General features: G+C 70.8%; 20 protein-coding genes and 1 tRNA gene. 18 read left to right on the forward strand and 3 right to left on the reverse strand.

What is annotated here, in order from left to right; genetic code table 11:
* Window positions 1–119: 119 nt before the first annotated feature.
* Window positions 120–629 (reverse strand): NUDIX hydrolase, encoded by a 510-nt coding sequence (locus ACZ4Z5_RS25370; protein ID WP_468266531.1) that lies wholly within the window; start codon window positions 627–629, stop codon window positions 120–122.
* Window positions 630–647: 18 nt separating this feature from the next.
* Here ACZ4Z5_RS25370 and ACZ4Z5_RS25375 point away from each other — a divergent pair, with 18 nt between their 5' ends.
* From ACZ4Z5_RS25375 to ACZ4Z5_RS25440, 14 genes are all read left to right on the forward strand, one after another.
* Entirely contained in the window at window positions 648–1,427 is a 780-nt protein-coding gene (locus tag ACZ4Z5_RS25375; RefSeq protein ID WP_468266533.1) for a GntR family transcriptional regulator, read from the forward strand.
* 138 nt (window positions 1,428–1,565) lie between these two features.
* Window positions 1,566–1,898 carry an SCO3933 family regulatory protein gene (locus tag ACZ4Z5_RS25380; protein WP_468266535.1) on the forward strand — a complete coding sequence of 111 codons (333 nt, stop codon included), beginning with the start codon at window positions 1,566–1,568 and terminating at the stop codon, window positions 1,896–1,898.
* A 3-nt stretch (window positions 1,899–1,901) separates the two neighbouring features.
* Window positions 1,902–3,248, forward strand: a complete 1,347-nt coding sequence (locus ACZ4Z5_RS25385) for an FtsK/SpoIIIE domain-containing protein (RefSeq protein ID WP_468266537.1) — start codon at window positions 1,902–1,904, stop codon at window positions 3,246–3,248.
* A 4-nt stretch (window positions 3,249–3,252) separates the two neighbouring features.
* Entirely contained in the window at window positions 3,253–3,888 is a 636-nt protein-coding gene (locus tag ACZ4Z5_RS25390) for a DUF2637 domain-containing protein (protein ID WP_468266538.1), read from the forward strand.
* Window positions 3,889–3,900: 12 nt separating this feature from the next.
* Window positions 3,901–4,155, forward strand: coding sequence for a hypothetical protein (locus tag ACZ4Z5_RS25395; protein ID WP_468266540.1), 255 nt, complete (start codon window positions 3,901–3,903; stop codon window positions 4,153–4,155).
* Between the two features lie 6 nt (window positions 4,156–4,161).
* The gene (locus ACZ4Z5_RS25400; protein WP_468266542.1) at window positions 4,162–4,350 is read left to right on the forward strand and encodes a mobile element transfer protein; all 189 of its coding nucleotides are present in this window, start codon (window positions 4,162–4,164) and stop codon (window positions 4,348–4,350) included.
* 17 nt (window positions 4,351–4,367) lie between these two features.
* Window positions 4,368–4,523, forward strand: coding sequence for a hypothetical protein (locus tag ACZ4Z5_RS25405; protein WP_468266544.1), 156 nt, complete (start codon window positions 4,368–4,370; stop codon window positions 4,521–4,523).
* A gap of 23 nt (window positions 4,524–4,546) precedes the next feature.
* Window positions 4,547–4,843 (forward strand): SpdD protein, encoded by a 297-nt coding sequence (locus ACZ4Z5_RS25410; RefSeq protein ID WP_468266546.1) that lies wholly within the window; start codon window positions 4,547–4,549, stop codon window positions 4,841–4,843.
* 88 nt (window positions 4,844–4,931) lie between these two features.
* The gene (locus tag ACZ4Z5_RS25415) at window positions 4,932–5,495 is read left to right on the forward strand and encodes a GGDEF domain-containing protein (protein WP_468266548.1); all 564 of its coding nucleotides are present in this window, start codon (window positions 4,932–4,934) and stop codon (window positions 5,493–5,495) included.
* Between the two features lie 90 nt (window positions 5,496–5,585).
* On the forward strand, window positions 5,586–5,771 hold the full coding sequence (locus ACZ4Z5_RS25420; protein WP_468266550.1) for a hypothetical protein: 186 nt from the start codon (window positions 5,586–5,588) through the stop codon (window positions 5,769–5,771).
* A complete protein-coding gene (locus tag ACZ4Z5_RS25425; protein WP_468266552.1) occupies window positions 5,771–6,004 on the forward strand; it encodes a hypothetical protein in 234 nt (77 codons plus the stop codon). Before ACZ4Z5_RS25420 ends, ACZ4Z5_RS25425 begins: the two co-directional genes overlap by 1 nt.
* Window positions 6,001–7,425 (forward strand): replication initiator protein RepSA, encoded by a 1,425-nt coding sequence (gene repSA / locus ACZ4Z5_RS25430; protein WP_468266554.1) that lies wholly within the window; start codon window positions 6,001–6,003, stop codon window positions 7,423–7,425. Before ACZ4Z5_RS25425 ends, repSA begins: the two co-directional genes overlap by 4 nt.
* A complete protein-coding gene (locus tag ACZ4Z5_RS25435) occupies window positions 7,422–7,613 on the forward strand; it encodes a helix-turn-helix domain-containing protein (protein ID WP_468266556.1) in 192 nt (63 codons plus the stop codon). Before repSA ends, ACZ4Z5_RS25435 begins: the two co-directional genes overlap by 4 nt.
* Window positions 7,613–8,764, forward strand: a complete 1,152-nt coding sequence (locus ACZ4Z5_RS25440; protein WP_468266558.1) for a site-specific integrase — start codon at window positions 7,613–7,615, stop codon at window positions 8,762–8,764. Before ACZ4Z5_RS25435 ends, ACZ4Z5_RS25440 begins: the two co-directional genes overlap by 1 nt.
* Window positions 8,765–8,836: 72 nt before the next feature.
* Here the strand turns inward: ACZ4Z5_RS25440 and ACZ4Z5_RS25445 are convergent.
* A tRNA-Val gene (locus ACZ4Z5_RS25445) sits at window positions 8,837–8,911 on the reverse strand.
* Window positions 8,912–9,166: 255 nt separating this feature from the next.
* On the opposite strand from ACZ4Z5_RS25445, the gene ACZ4Z5_RS25450 reads away from it, so the two are divergent.
* From ACZ4Z5_RS25450 to ACZ4Z5_RS25465, 4 genes are all read left to right on the forward strand, one after another.
* The gene (locus tag ACZ4Z5_RS25450; protein WP_468266560.1) at window positions 9,167–9,913 is read left to right on the forward strand and encodes a DUF4097 family beta strand repeat-containing protein; all 747 of its coding nucleotides are present in this window, start codon (window positions 9,167–9,169) and stop codon (window positions 9,911–9,913) included.
* Window positions 9,914–9,984: 71 nt separating this feature from the next.
* A complete protein-coding gene (locus tag ACZ4Z5_RS25455) occupies window positions 9,985–11,346 on the forward strand; it encodes a hypothetical protein (RefSeq protein ID WP_468266562.1) in 1,362 nt (453 codons plus the stop codon).
* Window positions 11,347–11,738: 392 nt separating this feature from the next.
* Window positions 11,739–12,338 (forward strand): DUF4383 domain-containing protein, encoded by a 600-nt coding sequence (locus tag ACZ4Z5_RS25460; protein ID WP_468266564.1) that lies wholly within the window; start codon window positions 11,739–11,741, stop codon window positions 12,336–12,338.
* A gap of 10 nt (window positions 12,339–12,348) precedes the next feature.
* A complete protein-coding gene (locus tag ACZ4Z5_RS25465; protein ID WP_468266566.1) occupies window positions 12,349–12,579 on the forward strand; it encodes an FmdB family zinc ribbon protein in 231 nt (76 codons plus the stop codon).
* Between the two features lie 184 nt (window positions 12,580–12,763).
* Here ACZ4Z5_RS25465 and ACZ4Z5_RS25470 read toward each other — a convergent pair whose 3' ends face one another.
* A complete protein-coding gene (locus tag ACZ4Z5_RS25470) occupies window positions 12,764–13,423 on the reverse strand; it encodes an O-methyltransferase (protein WP_468266568.1) in 660 nt (219 codons plus the stop codon).
* Window positions 13,424–13,451: the final 28 nt, after the last annotated feature.

Raw genomic sequence — 13,451 nt, forward strand, 5'->3', positions numbered from 1 at the left:
ACGATCACCGTCGATCTGGATGGCCAGGTCCGGGTGATCCGGCGCACGACCGACGTCCCGGTCCGTAACGTGAAAGCCAACAAGCCCCACGGGGCCCCCTACGTTGTCTAGGCCCACCGTCAAGCATCACCTGGGACCAGAACGTCAGGCATCAGCTGGGATCCGACAGGGATCAGGTGCTTGCCGTCGTGGCTCCGCACGTGGGGTGTGTCCCCCTCTAGGGCGTCCAGGAGTCGGATCGCGAAGACCTCGGACATGCGCTCGGCGACCTCGTCGGGCGTGAGCCAGTCGACTGCCGTTGATTCCTCGGATGTGCGCTCGGTGCCCCCGGAGGGCTTGCATCGGAAGACCAGGGCGACGATGCCCCGTGTCGTGTTCTTGTAGACGCCTGTCAGGCGGTCCACCTCGACGTGTATGCCGGTCTCTTCCCAGACCTCGCGGCAGACGCCTTCTTCGGGGGACTCGGTGAGTTCGAGGATCCCGCCCGGGAGCTCCCAAGTGCCGTTGTCCGCTCGGCGGATCGCCAGTAGCCGTCCGTCCTCGCGTACCACGGCTCCGGCGACGGACACGGAGTGCAGTGGTGGCGTTGACTTGTGCTGCGGGGAACCCGTACTCATGTACAGGAGCATAGGAGGAAGAGAAGGACTATGGGAACCGCGGTAGGAGGTGGCAGGGCCGTACCTCGGTACGTTCAGATCGCCGACGAGATCGTTCAGCAGATCCGGGCAGGTGTCCTCAAGCCTGGTGACATGGTGCCGAGTGAGTCCGAGCTGGTCGAGCGCTACGGCGTCTCCAGCGGGACGATTCGTAAGGCGATGGTGGAGGTCCGGGCCAGTGGCCTGGTGGACACTCGCCACGGCAAGGGCTCGATGGTGAAGGACAGGCCGCCCGTACGGCTGCGGTCGTCGGACCGGTTCCGGGCATCGCATCGGCGGGGCGGCAAGGCCGCGTACCTGGCTGAGTCCGAGCAGTCCGGCGCCACGGCCAAAGTGAGCGTCCTCTACATCGGCCCGATGGAGGCCCCCGAGGACATCGCCGAACGGCTCGGCGTCGAGGCCGGCGCCCAGGTGCTCGCGCGTCGGCGGCTCTACTTCCGCAACGGCACCCCGGTCGAGACGGCCACCTCGTACCTTCCGTGGGACGTGGTCAAGGACATCCCCGAGTTGTTCGCCGAGAACCCGGGCCCCGGTGGCATCTACGCCCGACTCGAAGACCACGGCCATGAGTTCGCCGAGTTCGTCGAGATGCTTCAGGCCCGGCCGGCGGCCAAGGCCGAGGCATCAGAACTGGCCCTGAGCCCTGGTGCACCAGTCATTCACCTCGTCCGCAACGCGGTGACCGAGGAGGGTCGTGTGGTCGAGGTGTGCGACACGCTCATGGCCGCTGACCAGTTCGTTTTCAGCTACCGCATCCCCGCCACCGACTGACACCCACTCAACTCCCTCCAGCCCGCCGCGATTTCTTCTCCGCGGCGGGTTGACTCATATACAGGAGTGATGCACTCTTCTTCATGTCACTCATATACATGAGTGACGGAGTTCAGCACTTCTAGAGGAGTGATCTCTGTGCGTCTGATCCCCGTGGACATGACCGGCGTGACCGTGATGGTCGCCCAGCCGCCCCAGCAGAAGATGAAGGACAAGAAGAACGGTGTGCTCGCCGTGGACGCCGAGACCGGCGGCGCTCTGATGACGGTGGACGTGTTGTTCGTCGCGCACGGCAACGCCGAGGTCGTCACGGTGACCGTGGCCGAGGCGGACATCTCCGGCGAGCTGGCCATGGGTACCCCGGTCGCGCTGACCGGCCTGGTGGCCCGGCCGTGGGAGAACGAGTTCAACGGGCAGAAGCGGCACGGGATTTCCTTCCGCGCCGCTGCGGTCACCTCGCTGGCGGGCTGACCGATGACCGGCGGACAGACAACCGCGCTCATCGGCTTGGCGCTCATAGCCGCTGGGCTGGTGGCGCTGCGCTGGCAGCGGCCCGTCTGGTACTGGCTCGCCTTCGGCGCGCTCGCCAAGCTCGTTCGGATCGCGGCCACGTACCGCTCGGTGATGGAGGCGTGCGGGCTGACCGAGCCTCCGTCCCGGCTCCGGCTCGCCATTGCGGCGGCCATGAAGCGGCCCCCGTCCCGCATGGTGCCCCGGCTCACCGGAGTGCGGATCACCACCAGCGGGCTGGTGTTACGGATCAGGATGCAGCCCGGACAGGAAGTCCACGACTTCCAGACTGCGACCGAGCGGCTTCGGCACTCCTGGCGGGCGAACGGCATCCACGTCACGGCGCTCAAACCGGGATGGCTTCAGGTCCGGCTGATCGGCTACGACGTTCTGCGGAGGGTCGTCATGCCCCGCAAGGCTCCGTCTGGCCTGCTGAAGGTGCCGGTGGCTCTCCGTTCCGACGGGATCGCGCACGTACGGGACTTCAGGGCCATCGCGCATGAGCTGGTCATGGGCGCGACGGAGTCGGGGAAGTCGGTCTACCTGCGTGGCCTGTTCGCGGGGCTGGCTCCGCAGCCGGTCGCCCTCGTCGGCATCGACTGCAAATGGGGTGTGGAACTCGCGCCGTTCGCACCGCGGTTGTCGGCGCTGGCCTGCACCCCTGAGGAAGCCGCGGACCTGCTGGACGCCCTGGTCGTCGAGATGACCGAGCGATACGAGCTGATCCGCACCGCGCAACGCCTCGCGCCTGGAACCGCTCCGGAGTCGATCACCTCGGACATCTGGGGCTTGCCTGAAGACACCCGGCCCGTCCCGCTCGTGGTGTTCATCGACGAGGTGGCGGAACTCTTCCTCACTGCGACCGCGGCCGAGGAAAAGCGCCGGGACCAGATGGTCACCCAGCTCGTACGGCTCGCCCAGCTCGGCCGGGCCGCCGGCATCTACCTGGAGGTGTGCGGCCAGAGGTTCGGCGCCGAACTCGGCAAGGGTGCGACGGCTCTTCGGGCCCAGCTCACCGGCCGTATCTCGCACCGGGTGAATGACGAAGCCACCGCCAAGATGGCCCTTGGTGACATCAGCCCGCTCGCGGTCCTGGCTGCGACGTCGATCGGTCCCGATCAGCGGGGCACGGCGGTGGCGGGCGACTCGTCCGGCGGGTGGTCACTCGTCCGCAGTCCCCTGACGACCTTGAACGACGCCGTCGCAGCCTGCACAGAGCATGCGCACCTGACGCCGGACATCCCCGGTCTCGCCGCCTTCCGCCCCGACGCCTCGCTGTCGGCCTTCGCCCTGGTCCCGGACAAGGAGTGACCTCATGCGGTCCTCGCTCCGCCTGGATGCCGCACTCGTACAAGCCGTCATCGCCGGTGCCCTGTCCTTCTCCCACCTGCACGACCTGGCTGCCGCCGCAGGGCAGGACGGCTGGAAGGCGTGGGCCTACCCGGTCTCCGTGGACCTGCTGCTCGTCGCCGCTTGGCGACGCCTCCGGGCCCTGCGGGACACCGACACGCCACGGCGGGCCGCCTGGACCTGGTTCGCGGTCGCACTCGCCGCGTCACTCGGCGCGAACGTCGCCACGGCCGGACTGCTCGACCTGAATCACGTACCGGACTGGCTTCGCATCCTCGTCGCGGGATGGCCGGCACTCGCCTTCCTCGGCGGAACCCTCCTCGTCCACACCCCGGCCGCGGAACCCGGGATCGCCGAACCGCTACCGGTCGAACCCGCCGATACCGAACCCGAGCCTGTGTGCGAAGAGATCACCGAGCCCGACCCCGCCCCGGCTCTGCCCCCGGCACCACACGTACCGCCCGCACTCATCGCCCACGCGCGGAAGCTCGCCGACGCCCACCGCTCGACGACCGGCCGCGCCATCGACGCCGAGACGCTGCGTGCCCGCCTCGGTGTCCCCGCCCCGATGGCCGACGCCATCGCCGCCCAGCTCGCCTGACGGAGGTCCCTCGTGTCCAGTCCCACCGCCGCATCCATCAGCTTCCACATCACCGAGAAACCGTTCGTCCTGTGCCACGACTACGGCACGAAGCGCACTCCGATCCTCGTCGTGCACGACAAGTACGCCTCGCTGACGCTCTGCGCCGAGGACAGCGTCCCCGCCGCCGAGCAGCTCAAGTTCGCCCGGGAACTGCTGGCCGCCGCCACCGCGTACGCCACCGCGGTCGAGACCTACACCGACGCTCAACTCGCCGAGAGGGGGTGACCCGACATGGCACGCAACCGCTTCTGGGACGTCGACCGCATCGGCCCCGTCCAGATCGGCACCCACACCGACCGGTACGGCCGCGAAGCACACGCCGCCGCCTGCACCGCACCCGGCTGCGACTGGTCGGCCGACTACCTCAACCGCCCGGCCGCCGAACTCGCCGCCCGCACGCACCGCTGCAACCCCCGCTGACCGCAAGGGAGACCGCCATGGACGTCCCGCTCTGGCTCGCGCTGATCGTCGTCGGTGCCCTCGGCATCAAACTCGTCCGCCCGCCGATCTGGCTGGTCGCCGTCCTGCTGCTCGGCGGCTACCTCCTCGCCGACAGTTTCCTGGCCCCGGCCATCGACCCGTTCGCCAAGTGACCCGAACCGAAAGGAGAACGACCGTGTTCAAGCCCAAGTACCCGACGCCCGACACCTACGCCCCGGCCGCCCACACCCACAGCCCCGTACTGGCCCCGGACGAGCGGACCGCCCCGTCGGCCCCCGCGTCCACCGCCGGGCCCGGTCTGGTTGACCTGGTCCGCGCCAACCCGGCCGCGACCGTGACCGGCGTCGTCGTGGTCGGCGTGGTGCTCACCTCCACGCTCCTCGCGGTTGCCATCACCGGCCTCGCCCTGGCCATCAGCGGCGCGGTCCTCCTGCTCCTGGTCCGCCTGCTCCGCCAGGAGTTCAACCACTGACCGGCCGCCGGGCGGTGTCACAAGCCGCCAAGCATCGCCACCGCCCGGACGGCCACCATGCCCCCTCCAACCGCAGCAAAGGAGAACCATGGACCTGCCCGCGCTCGCCTTATGCCTGCCGCTCCTCGGCTGGGCCGCCCACTCAGGCCTCCTCGCTCACCGCCTGGCCGCCGCCCGCCGCGACCCGCTCACCGGACTCCGCACCCGCGCCGGATGGACCGCCCGCGCCGAACGCCTCATCCGCCGCCACGGTGACGCACTCGTCCTGCTGCTCGACCTAAACGACTTCAAGAACCTCAACGACACGCATGGCCACGCCGCCGGAGACGCCGCTCTGACCGCCACCGCGTCCCGGCTCGCGAACTGGTGCGGCCGCCACGGCATCGCTGGCCGACTCGGCGGAGACGAATTCGTGGCCATCGTCCGCCCCACTGTCAGCGGCTGCCCGCAGCTCGACGCCCTGGCCCACGCACTGAATGGGCCCCTGGCTTTCCAGGGACGGACGCTGCCTGTGTCCGTCTCGATCGGCTCCTGCCGCCTGGCAGACCTGCCGGTCCGCAGCCTCACCCACGCGCTCTCTGCCGCTGACGCCGCCATGTACGCGGCCAAGGACACCCCCGGCCGCCGCGGTCCCCGCGCCATCACACACTGACCGGCCCCGGGCGGCGCACAAGCCGCCAAGCATCGCCGCCGCCCGGACGGTCCGGCCCCTTCCAACCGCAATCGAAAGGAAGCCCCCATCATGGCCCAGCCCACCCCTGCCCCGACACGCATCTGCCCCAGCTGCGACGGCTTCCCCGCCGTCGCCGTCACCCTCGGCGGACGCGACCGCGCCGGCCACCTCCGCACCATCACCGCCCACTGCCCGGCCTGCCTCGGCACCGGCACCGTCCCCGTCCGCACCAAGCTCGCGGCGGTGACGGTCTGATGGGGCTCTTCAGCCGCAAGAACGACGACGACGCTGGCGATCGGTTCGAGCGCGACATGGACCAAGCGATCGAGGAAGCCAAGCGTGAGGGCAGTCACCAGGGACACGTGAGGTACTTCCACGACGACCTGGAGCGGCACCGCCCCGTCGAGAAGAAGGCCGGCCGTGACGCCCCGGTGTCCGGCCCGACCTGCAACTCCGCCAACGACTACCGGCGGGGGTGTCGCTGGTGAGTCACCTGCCCGTGTCCTCGGTCGCCGTCGCTGATGTGGCGGCGGCCGGGGGCATCGACCCGCTGTTCCTCGCCGACGCGCTGCGCGTCGCAGGCTCTCCCGACTTCGACCGCTGGCAGGACCAGGTCCGGCGGACCGGAGGCTGCGCCCGACCAATCCACGTCACCGGCTGGACCCTCACCAAGGACAAGGCCACCGGCGAGACGTTGCACAGCTACACCACCCAGGCCGAACCGGGCGGACGGCTCCGCCTGGCCTGCGGCAACCGCCGAGCCTCCCGCTGCCCTTCCTGCGCCTGGCTGTACGCCGCCGACACCTACCACCTCATCCACGCCGGCCTCGCGGGCGACGAAGGCAAGGACATCCCGGCAACCGTCCGCGACCACCCCCGCGTCTTCGCCACCCTCACCGCCCCGTCCTTCGGACCGGTCCACAACCGCCCCGACACCGGCCGCTGCCGCTGCGGCACGAGCCACGCCGCCGATGATCCGTCGCTCGGCACACCGCTGGACCCCGAGACCTACGACTACGCCGCCGCCGTCCTCTTCAACAACCACGCGGGCGAGCTGTGGCAGCGCTTCACCAACCGCCTCCGCCGCGAGATCGCCGCCCGCGCCGGACTCACCCAACGCGAACTGAAGGAAGAAGCCCGGCTCTCCTACGGCAAGGTCGCCGAGTTCCAGAAGCGCGGCGCCGTCCACTTCCATGCCGTCATCCGCCTCGACGGATCGGACGGCCCGGGCACCTCCCCGCCGGCCTGGGCCACCGTCCAGCTTCTGACCGACGCCATCCGCGCCGCTGCAGCCCACCGGTACACCACGATCACTGTCCCGGCCGCCGAGGGTCACCCGGCCCGGCCCCTGCGCTGGGGCACCCAGCTCGACATCCGGCCCATCCGTGCTTTCGACGACGGTGCCGACATCACCGAACAGGCCGTCGCCTCCTACGTCGCCAAGTACGCCACCAAAGCTGCCGAGACGACCGGCACCCTCGACCGCCGGATCGGTGAACTCGCCGAACTCGACCGCCACCAGGTCCCCGAACACGCCCGGCGCCTCATCCGGGCCTGCAAGGACCTCGACCCCGTCTACCAGGACCGGCGGCTGTGGGCCTGGGCCCACATGCTCGGCTTCCGCGGCCACTTCTCCAGCAAGTCCCGCCACTACTCCACCACCCTCGGCGCACTCCGCCAGATCCGCGCCGACTATCGCGCCGCCGAACAGCGCGAAGCCCTCGACCTGCCCGACCCCGGCCAGGACCCCACCGTCCTCGTCCTCACCGACTGGCAGTACGCCGGCCACGGCCACAGCCCCGGCGAATCCGTCCTCGCGGCCTCCATCGCCCGGGACCTCCAGCTCAACCGTGAAGCGGCCCGCGAAGCCCTACACGACCAACTCGCCCTGGAAGGAGCCGCAGCATGACCACCGCCACCGCCGAACTGCTGACCGTGCCCGAGGTCATGGCACGGCTCAAACTCGGACGTTCCACGGTCTATGACCTCATCCGCTCCCGTCGCCTGGTCTCGATCACCATCGGCCGAGCCCGGCGCATCCCCGCCGACGCCGTCCGCGACTTCATCGCCCACACGATCGAGGAGGAAGCTTCCTGATGGCCACGCAGCGCAAGCGCAACCCCAATGGCGCCGGAACCATCACCAAGCGCAAGGACGGCCGCTACCAAGCCGCGGTCTACGTCCTCCAGCCGGACGGCACCCGTGCCCGCAAGTTCGCCTACGGCAAGACCTGGGCCGAGTGCGACGCCAAGCGCCGGGAGCTACTCGACAAGGTGGACCACGGCATCCCAGTGCCCACCAAGTCGGCCAAGCTCGCTGAGTGGCTGCCCTACTGGCTGGACAACATCGTCAAGCCCCGGCGGAAGCGCACGACCTACGCCAAGTACGAGGTCCACGTCCGGCTTTACCTCGTGCCTATGCTCGGCTCCAAGCGGCTGGAATCGCTGAGCGTCGCCGACGTCCGTCGCTTCCTCGTGCAGCTGGAGAAGAAGACCACCGCCGCCACCGCCAAGGAATCGCACCGCGTGTTGCGCACGGCCCTGACGGCCGCCTGCCGCGAAGAGCTGGTCATGCGGAACGTGGCAACGCTGGTCGAGCCTCCCTCGGTCGAGGCGCGCGACCTGTCGCCGTGGTCCCTGGACGAAACGCTCAGCTTCCTGACGGCTGCGCGCCGGGATCCGCTCTACGCGGCCTTCGTGCTCGCCATCGCCCTCGGCTTCCGCCGTGGTGAGATCGTCGGGCTTCGCTGGGAAAACCTGGACCTGGAGAAGCGCGAGATCCGTGTCCGCACGCAGCGCCAGCGTGTCCGCGGTGAGGTGTACGAGGACGACCCCAAAGGACGCCGCCGGAAGCAGACCCTGCCGCTCCCCGCCATCTGCGTTGCTCCCCTCCGCTGGCAGCGCATGCGGCAGGCGGCCCAGCGCGCCCGCGCCGGCGAGAACTGGAAGGACACCGGCTACGTCTTCACGAGCCGTACCGGACTGCCGATCGAGCCGCGGAACCTCTACCGCTCGTTCACCCGCGTCGCCGACCGCGCCGGCCTTCGTGTCATCCGGCTCCACGACGCGCGGCATGGCTGCGCGACTCTCCTCACCGCGGCGGGGGTCGCTCCCCGCGTCGTGATGGAGATCCTCGGGCACAGCCAGATCGCCGTCACGATGAACGTCTACACGCACGTCGTCCAGGACACGCAGCGCGAGGCCGTCAGCCACATGGACCGGCTGCTCAAGAGGCGTCCCCGGTCGTGACCGACCGTCCCCGTTGATGTCAGCAATAGATGTCAAAGGCCCCTCGCCATGATCGGCGAGGGGCCTTTGCACTGGTGGGCGCGGACGGTTTCGAACCGCCGACATCTGCTTTGTAAGAGCAGCGCTCTACCCCTGAGCTACGCACCCGTGGACGAGGGAACAGCGTACATGGCCGACGGGGGACGGTCGCAAACCGTTACCCGGGGTGGTGTGGCCGGGGTGGCCCGCCTGGGGGTAGCCCCACCGTGGGGAGGGTGGGACGCCGGATCGTGGGGTGGAGGTGGGGGTGGTTGGCTTGGGGCGGAGGCCGGAGCCAGCGGGAGCTGCCGGGCACGGGACGACGGGGGAGACGATCACGTGAGGACCGATGGGCAGGCCGGCGGGAGGCCTCGGCGGAGGAATGTGCGCGCGTTGCTCGCCGTCGGCGGCGGCGCCCTGCTGGCGCTCGGGCTGGCGGGATGCGGGGACGGGGACCTGGAGAGCGCGCCCGTGGAGCGGCGAGCCTTCCCCGTCGCGGGGAAGGCGCTCGTCGTCGACGTGGAGAGCGCGGACCTGGTGATCGTCCCGGGAGACGTGAAGGACGTGCAGGTCGAGCGGCGCGTCGACGGGTGGGTGTTCCTGGGGAACGGGCCCGACGCCTGGTGGACGATGGAGGACGGGCGGCTGGACCTGGGGGTGGACTGCGACGGGCTCGCCAGTGCGTGCCGGGCACGGTACGAGGTGACGGTGCCGCGGGGGCTCGCCGTCGTCGTGGACGGGGACAACGGGGACGTGACCGCCAGGGAGTTCACCGCGCGTCTCGAGGTGAGGTCCAGCAACGGGGACGTGACCGTGCGTGACTCGGCCGGGGAGCTGAAGCTGAGCGGATCCAACGGGGACATCACGGCGGAGGGCGTCAGGGGCCGGTCGGTGGCCGTGGACTCGTCGAACGGTGACGTCCGGGTCGGGTTCGCGGTGGTGCCGGACCGGGTCGCGCTCTCCGGGAGGAACGGTGACCTCGGGGTCCGGCTGCCGGACGCCGCGTACCGGCTGACGACGGACAGCACCAACGGGGACGTCGGGGTGGGCGTGCGGCGCGACGACAGCAGCACGCACGTCGTATCGGTGCGCAGTGTCAACGGGGACGTCGACGTGCGCGGAGTGAACTGAACGGCCCGTGTGTTCGTCGTTACCGGGTGGGAGAATGACCGGACACGACGGACACAGCACGGGAGAGGGATGTGACGGCGACACACTCGCGGCCGTACACGAAAGCCGGTGCCGTCCGGGACGTTCTCACGCTGGCGCTGTTGCCGTTGCCCGTGATCGCCGCCGTACTGCCGGCGGCGATCACGGGCGGGGGGACGCGCCGCTGGTTCGGGGGGCGCGGCGAGGGGCTGCGGGCCGAGGCACAGGCCGCGAAGGACGCGGCGGCCGCGGCGTTCTACGAGCTGGACACGGCGCAGCGGGATCTGCGGATCTCGATCGAGACGATCACGGCGGTGGACGACTCTCCGGCGGCCCGGCGCGCCGCGGAGGATTTCGCGGCGCTGGGCAGGCGCATCGACGAGGTGAGCCACCGGTACATCACGGCGGTCGACGCGCATGATCTGGACCGCGACGATCTGGAGGCGGCTGCTGCGTCCCGGGCGCGTACGGAACTGACGGCCGCCAAGGACGAGCTGGTGCGGGTCAAGGGTGACCTGGACCGGTTCGGGCAGGGGCTGGGCTCGCTGCTGGAGACCGCGGAGACCCAGCTCGCGCGGCTGGCTCCGGCGGTGGAGCGGGCGCGGCAGGCACTCCTGTCCGCGAGCAACGCCCTCGACGCGGTACGGGCCTCCGGCCTGCAGGCGGGCGACCTCGCCGCGCGTCTCGCGGCGCTGGCGCCCGAGCTGACGCGGCTCAACGAGGGCGCGGGGCGGCACGGTGTCGCCGCCACGCTCCAGCGCGCGGACCGGGTGCTGCGCGACGCCGAGGCGGTGCGCGCCGAGGCCGAGCGGCTGCCCGAGCGGGCCGCCGAAATCGACCGCCGTCTGGTGTCGCTGCGCACCCGCGCCCAGGCGCTCACCACGCGGGCCGGTGGTGTGGAGCCGGTGCTGAGCGAGCTGCGCCGGCGTTTCACGGCCGCCTGCTGGCAGGACCTCCAGCACGTTCCGGAGCAGACGGCGAAGTCCGTCGGGCAGGCCGAGAGCAAGCTGAAGGAGGCCGCCAAGGCGCGTGAGGAGCAGCGCTGGGCCGATGCGACCTCGCTGCTGAGCACCGTACGGGCGCTGCTGAACTCCACGGACGAGAGCGTGTCCGCTGCCGGGGACCGGCTCCGGAGGCTCGATGCGGTGGCCAAGGACCCGCGGCAGGAGATAGAGCGGACCCGTTTCGCGATCAGGGACGCGCAGCGGCTGGCCATGTCGGGCCGCAGCACGCCCGACCCGCGGGACGCCGGGCCCCTGGACGACGCGGTCGCCCGGCTGGAACGGGCGGCCGGCACCCTTGAGGGCCGTCATCCCGACTACTGGCATTTCCTCACGGAGACCGAGGCGGTGCGGGCCACCGCCTCCCGTGTCGTCGCCCGGATCCGCGAGGAGCGCGGCGCGGGGACGGGCTGACCGGGGGCGGGCCGGCTCGACCCCCGGGTGCGCCCGCTCCGGCCGACCCGCTCCCCGGCGGCCCCCGACCTGGCCAGCCCGTCCGTTTTCCGGAAGCTCCCCGACCCGGCGGCATCCGTTCCCGAGCGTCCCCCCGGTCCGGCCGCCCCGTCCCCGGACGACCCCCGACCCGGCCAGCCCGTTCCCAGCCCCCCACCCGGCTGCCTCCGTTCCCGAGCGACCCCCGACCCGGTCAGCCCGTTCCCAGGCCCCCCGACCCGGCCGCCCCCTCCCCGAACGACCCCCGACCCGGCCGCCCCCTCCTCGGACGCCCCCTCCCGGCCGCCGCGTTCCCGGGTGGCCCCCGCTCGGGCAGGGGCGGATCCTGGGAGCGAGTGGAGGGAGACCCGCGCATGGCCGCTCACGTGCACTCCGGGGGCTCCAAGGCCCACCGGAGACGCATCCGGCTGGACGAGCACCTCCCCGTCGATCACCGGCTCAGCAAGGTCTACCGCATCGGGGCCGGGCTGACCGGGCTGGTGCTGCTGGCGTTCGGGATCCTCGGGCTGCTGGACAAGGTCGGCTGGTTCGACACCCGCGGGGACACGGTCGGGGGGCTCAATACGAACGGCGCGCTGAGCGTGCTGTCGATCTGTGTGGGGCTGCTGCTGTTCGTGGGGATGGTGATCGGCGGCAATGCCGCGTCGACGCTCAACATGGTCCTGGGCATCGCGTTCATCCTCAGCGGCTTCGTGAATCTCGCCCTGCTGGAGACGGATTACAACTTCCTCGCCTTCCGGATCCAGAACGTGCTGTTCAGCTATGTGGTGGGCCTGATGCTGATGGTGTTCGGGATGTACGGGAGGGTGGGCAGCGCCCTGCCGCACGACAACCCGTACTGGCGGGCACGCCATCCCGAGCTGGCCGCCCAGGAGGAGCGGGCGGGCAGGCAGCGGCATATCGCGACGACCGCGGAGCGGGAGCGCACCTGGCGGACCCCGTTCGGCGGTTAACCTGGGGCGCATGCCACGTTATGAGTACCGGTGCCGCCCCTGCGGCGACACGTTCGAGCTGAGTCGTCCGATGGCGGAGTCGTCCGCGCCCGCGGTGTGCCCGGCCGGGCACGAGGACACCGTCAAGTTGCTCTCCACCGTGGCGGTCGGCGGATCCGCCAGGTCCGGGCCCGCCCCGGCCCCGTCCTCCGGCGGCGCGGGCGGCGGAGGCGGTTGCTGCGGCGGGGGCTGCTGCGGCTGAGAAGCCCGGCTGAGGACCACGTGACTGGGCCGAGCACGTGACCGGGCCGAGCGCGTGTACCAGCCGATCACGTGCGTGACTGGGCCGACCACGTGACCCGCCCGAACACGTGACCCGCCCGAACACATGAGACCGGTCCGCGGGGTGGGCGCCGCTCCGCCGCGGCACCCACCCCCACCATCCGTCAGCGCTTGCGCGACAGCGTGACGCCGTCCGCGACCTGCAGCATGACGCTGTCCATCCGCGCGTCCGCCTTCACGTGCTCGTTGAACGCCCGTATCGCCGCGCCGGCCGTTCCCGGCGCCCCGTCCAGGACGTCGCCGTGGAAGAAGACGTTGTCCACGGCGATCATGCCGCCCTGCCGCATGCGCGGCACGAGCTCCTCCCAGTAGGCGATGTAGCTCTCCTTGTCCGCGTCGATGTACGCGAAGTCGATGTGCGGCTCCTCGGGCATGGCCCGCAGGGTGTCCAGCGCGGGGGCGATCCTCAGGTCGATACGGTCCGCCACACCCGCCTTGGCCCAGGCATCGCGGCCGTACGCGGTCCACTCCTCCGATATGTCGCAGGCGATCAGCCGTCCGTCCGCGGGCAGGGCCTGGGCCATGGCGAGAGCGGAGAAGCCGGTGAACGTGCCGACCTCGACCACGTGGCGGGCCCCGACGAGCCGGACGAGGAATGCGAGCAGTGGTGCCTGTTCCTCGGCGGACTGCATCCCGGCGTAGTCGGGGAGTTCGGCGTACGTCGTCTCGACCAGCTGCCGCTGCACGGCGTCCAGCGGAGGGTTGTGCGCCAGCATGTAGGCGTACAACTCGTCGGTCATCCTGGTTGCGTTCCCCTTGGTCATGCCGGAACTCTAACCGGCGGCAGAGACA

This window comes from Streptomyces sp. NPDC030222 (genome assembly GCF_055573115.1).

Excerpts from the sequence above, each read along its gene's own strand:
- ACZ4Z5_RS25370 (WP_468266531.1), bottom strand. The coding sequence starts at position 629 with ATGCTCCTGTACATGAGTACGGGTTCCCCGCAGCACAAGTCAACGCCA.
- ACZ4Z5_RS25375 (WP_468266533.1), top strand. The coding sequence starts at position 648 with ATGGGAACCGCGGTAGGAGGTGGCAGGGCCGTACCTCGGTACGTTCAG.
- ACZ4Z5_RS25385 (WP_468266537.1), top strand. The coding sequence starts at position 1,902 with ATGACCGGCGGACAGACAACCGCGCTCATCGGCTTGGCGCTCATAGCC.
- ACZ4Z5_RS25390 (WP_468266538.1), top strand. The coding sequence starts at position 3,253 with ATGCGGTCCTCGCTCCGCCTGGATGCCGCACTCGTACAAGCCGTCATC.
- ACZ4Z5_RS25400 (WP_468266542.1), top strand. The coding sequence starts at position 4,162 with ATGGCACGCAACCGCTTCTGGGACGTCGACCGCATCGGCCCCGTCCAG.
- ACZ4Z5_RS25405 (WP_468266544.1), top strand. The coding sequence starts at position 4,368 with ATGGACGTCCCGCTCTGGCTCGCGCTGATCGTCGTCGGTGCCCTCGGC.
- ACZ4Z5_RS25415 (WP_468266548.1), top strand. The coding sequence starts at position 4,932 with ATGGACCTGCCCGCGCTCGCCTTATGCCTGCCGCTCCTCGGCTGGGCC.
- ACZ4Z5_RS25420 (WP_468266550.1), top strand. The coding sequence starts at position 5,586 with ATGGCCCAGCCCACCCCTGCCCCGACACGCATCTGCCCCAGCTGCGAC.
- ACZ4Z5_RS25425 (WP_468266552.1), top strand. The coding sequence starts at position 5,771 with ATGGGGCTCTTCAGCCGCAAGAACGACGACGACGCTGGCGATCGGTTC.
- ACZ4Z5_RS25435 (WP_468266556.1), top strand. The coding sequence starts at position 7,422 with ATGACCACCGCCACCGCCGAACTGCTGACCGTGCCCGAGGTCATGGCA.
- ACZ4Z5_RS25440 (WP_468266558.1), top strand. The coding sequence starts at position 7,613 with ATGGCCACGCAGCGCAAGCGCAACCCCAATGGCGCCGGAACCATCACC.
- ACZ4Z5_RS25460 (WP_468266564.1), top strand. The coding sequence starts at position 11,739 with ATGGCCGCTCACGTGCACTCCGGGGGCTCCAAGGCCCACCGGAGACGC.
- ACZ4Z5_RS25465 (WP_468266566.1), top strand. The coding sequence starts at position 12,349 with ATGCCACGTTATGAGTACCGGTGCCGCCCCTGCGGCGACACGTTCGAG.
- ACZ4Z5_RS25470 (WP_468266568.1), bottom strand. The coding sequence starts at position 13,423 with ATGACCAAGGGGAACGCAACCAGGATGACCGACGAGTTGTACGCCTAC.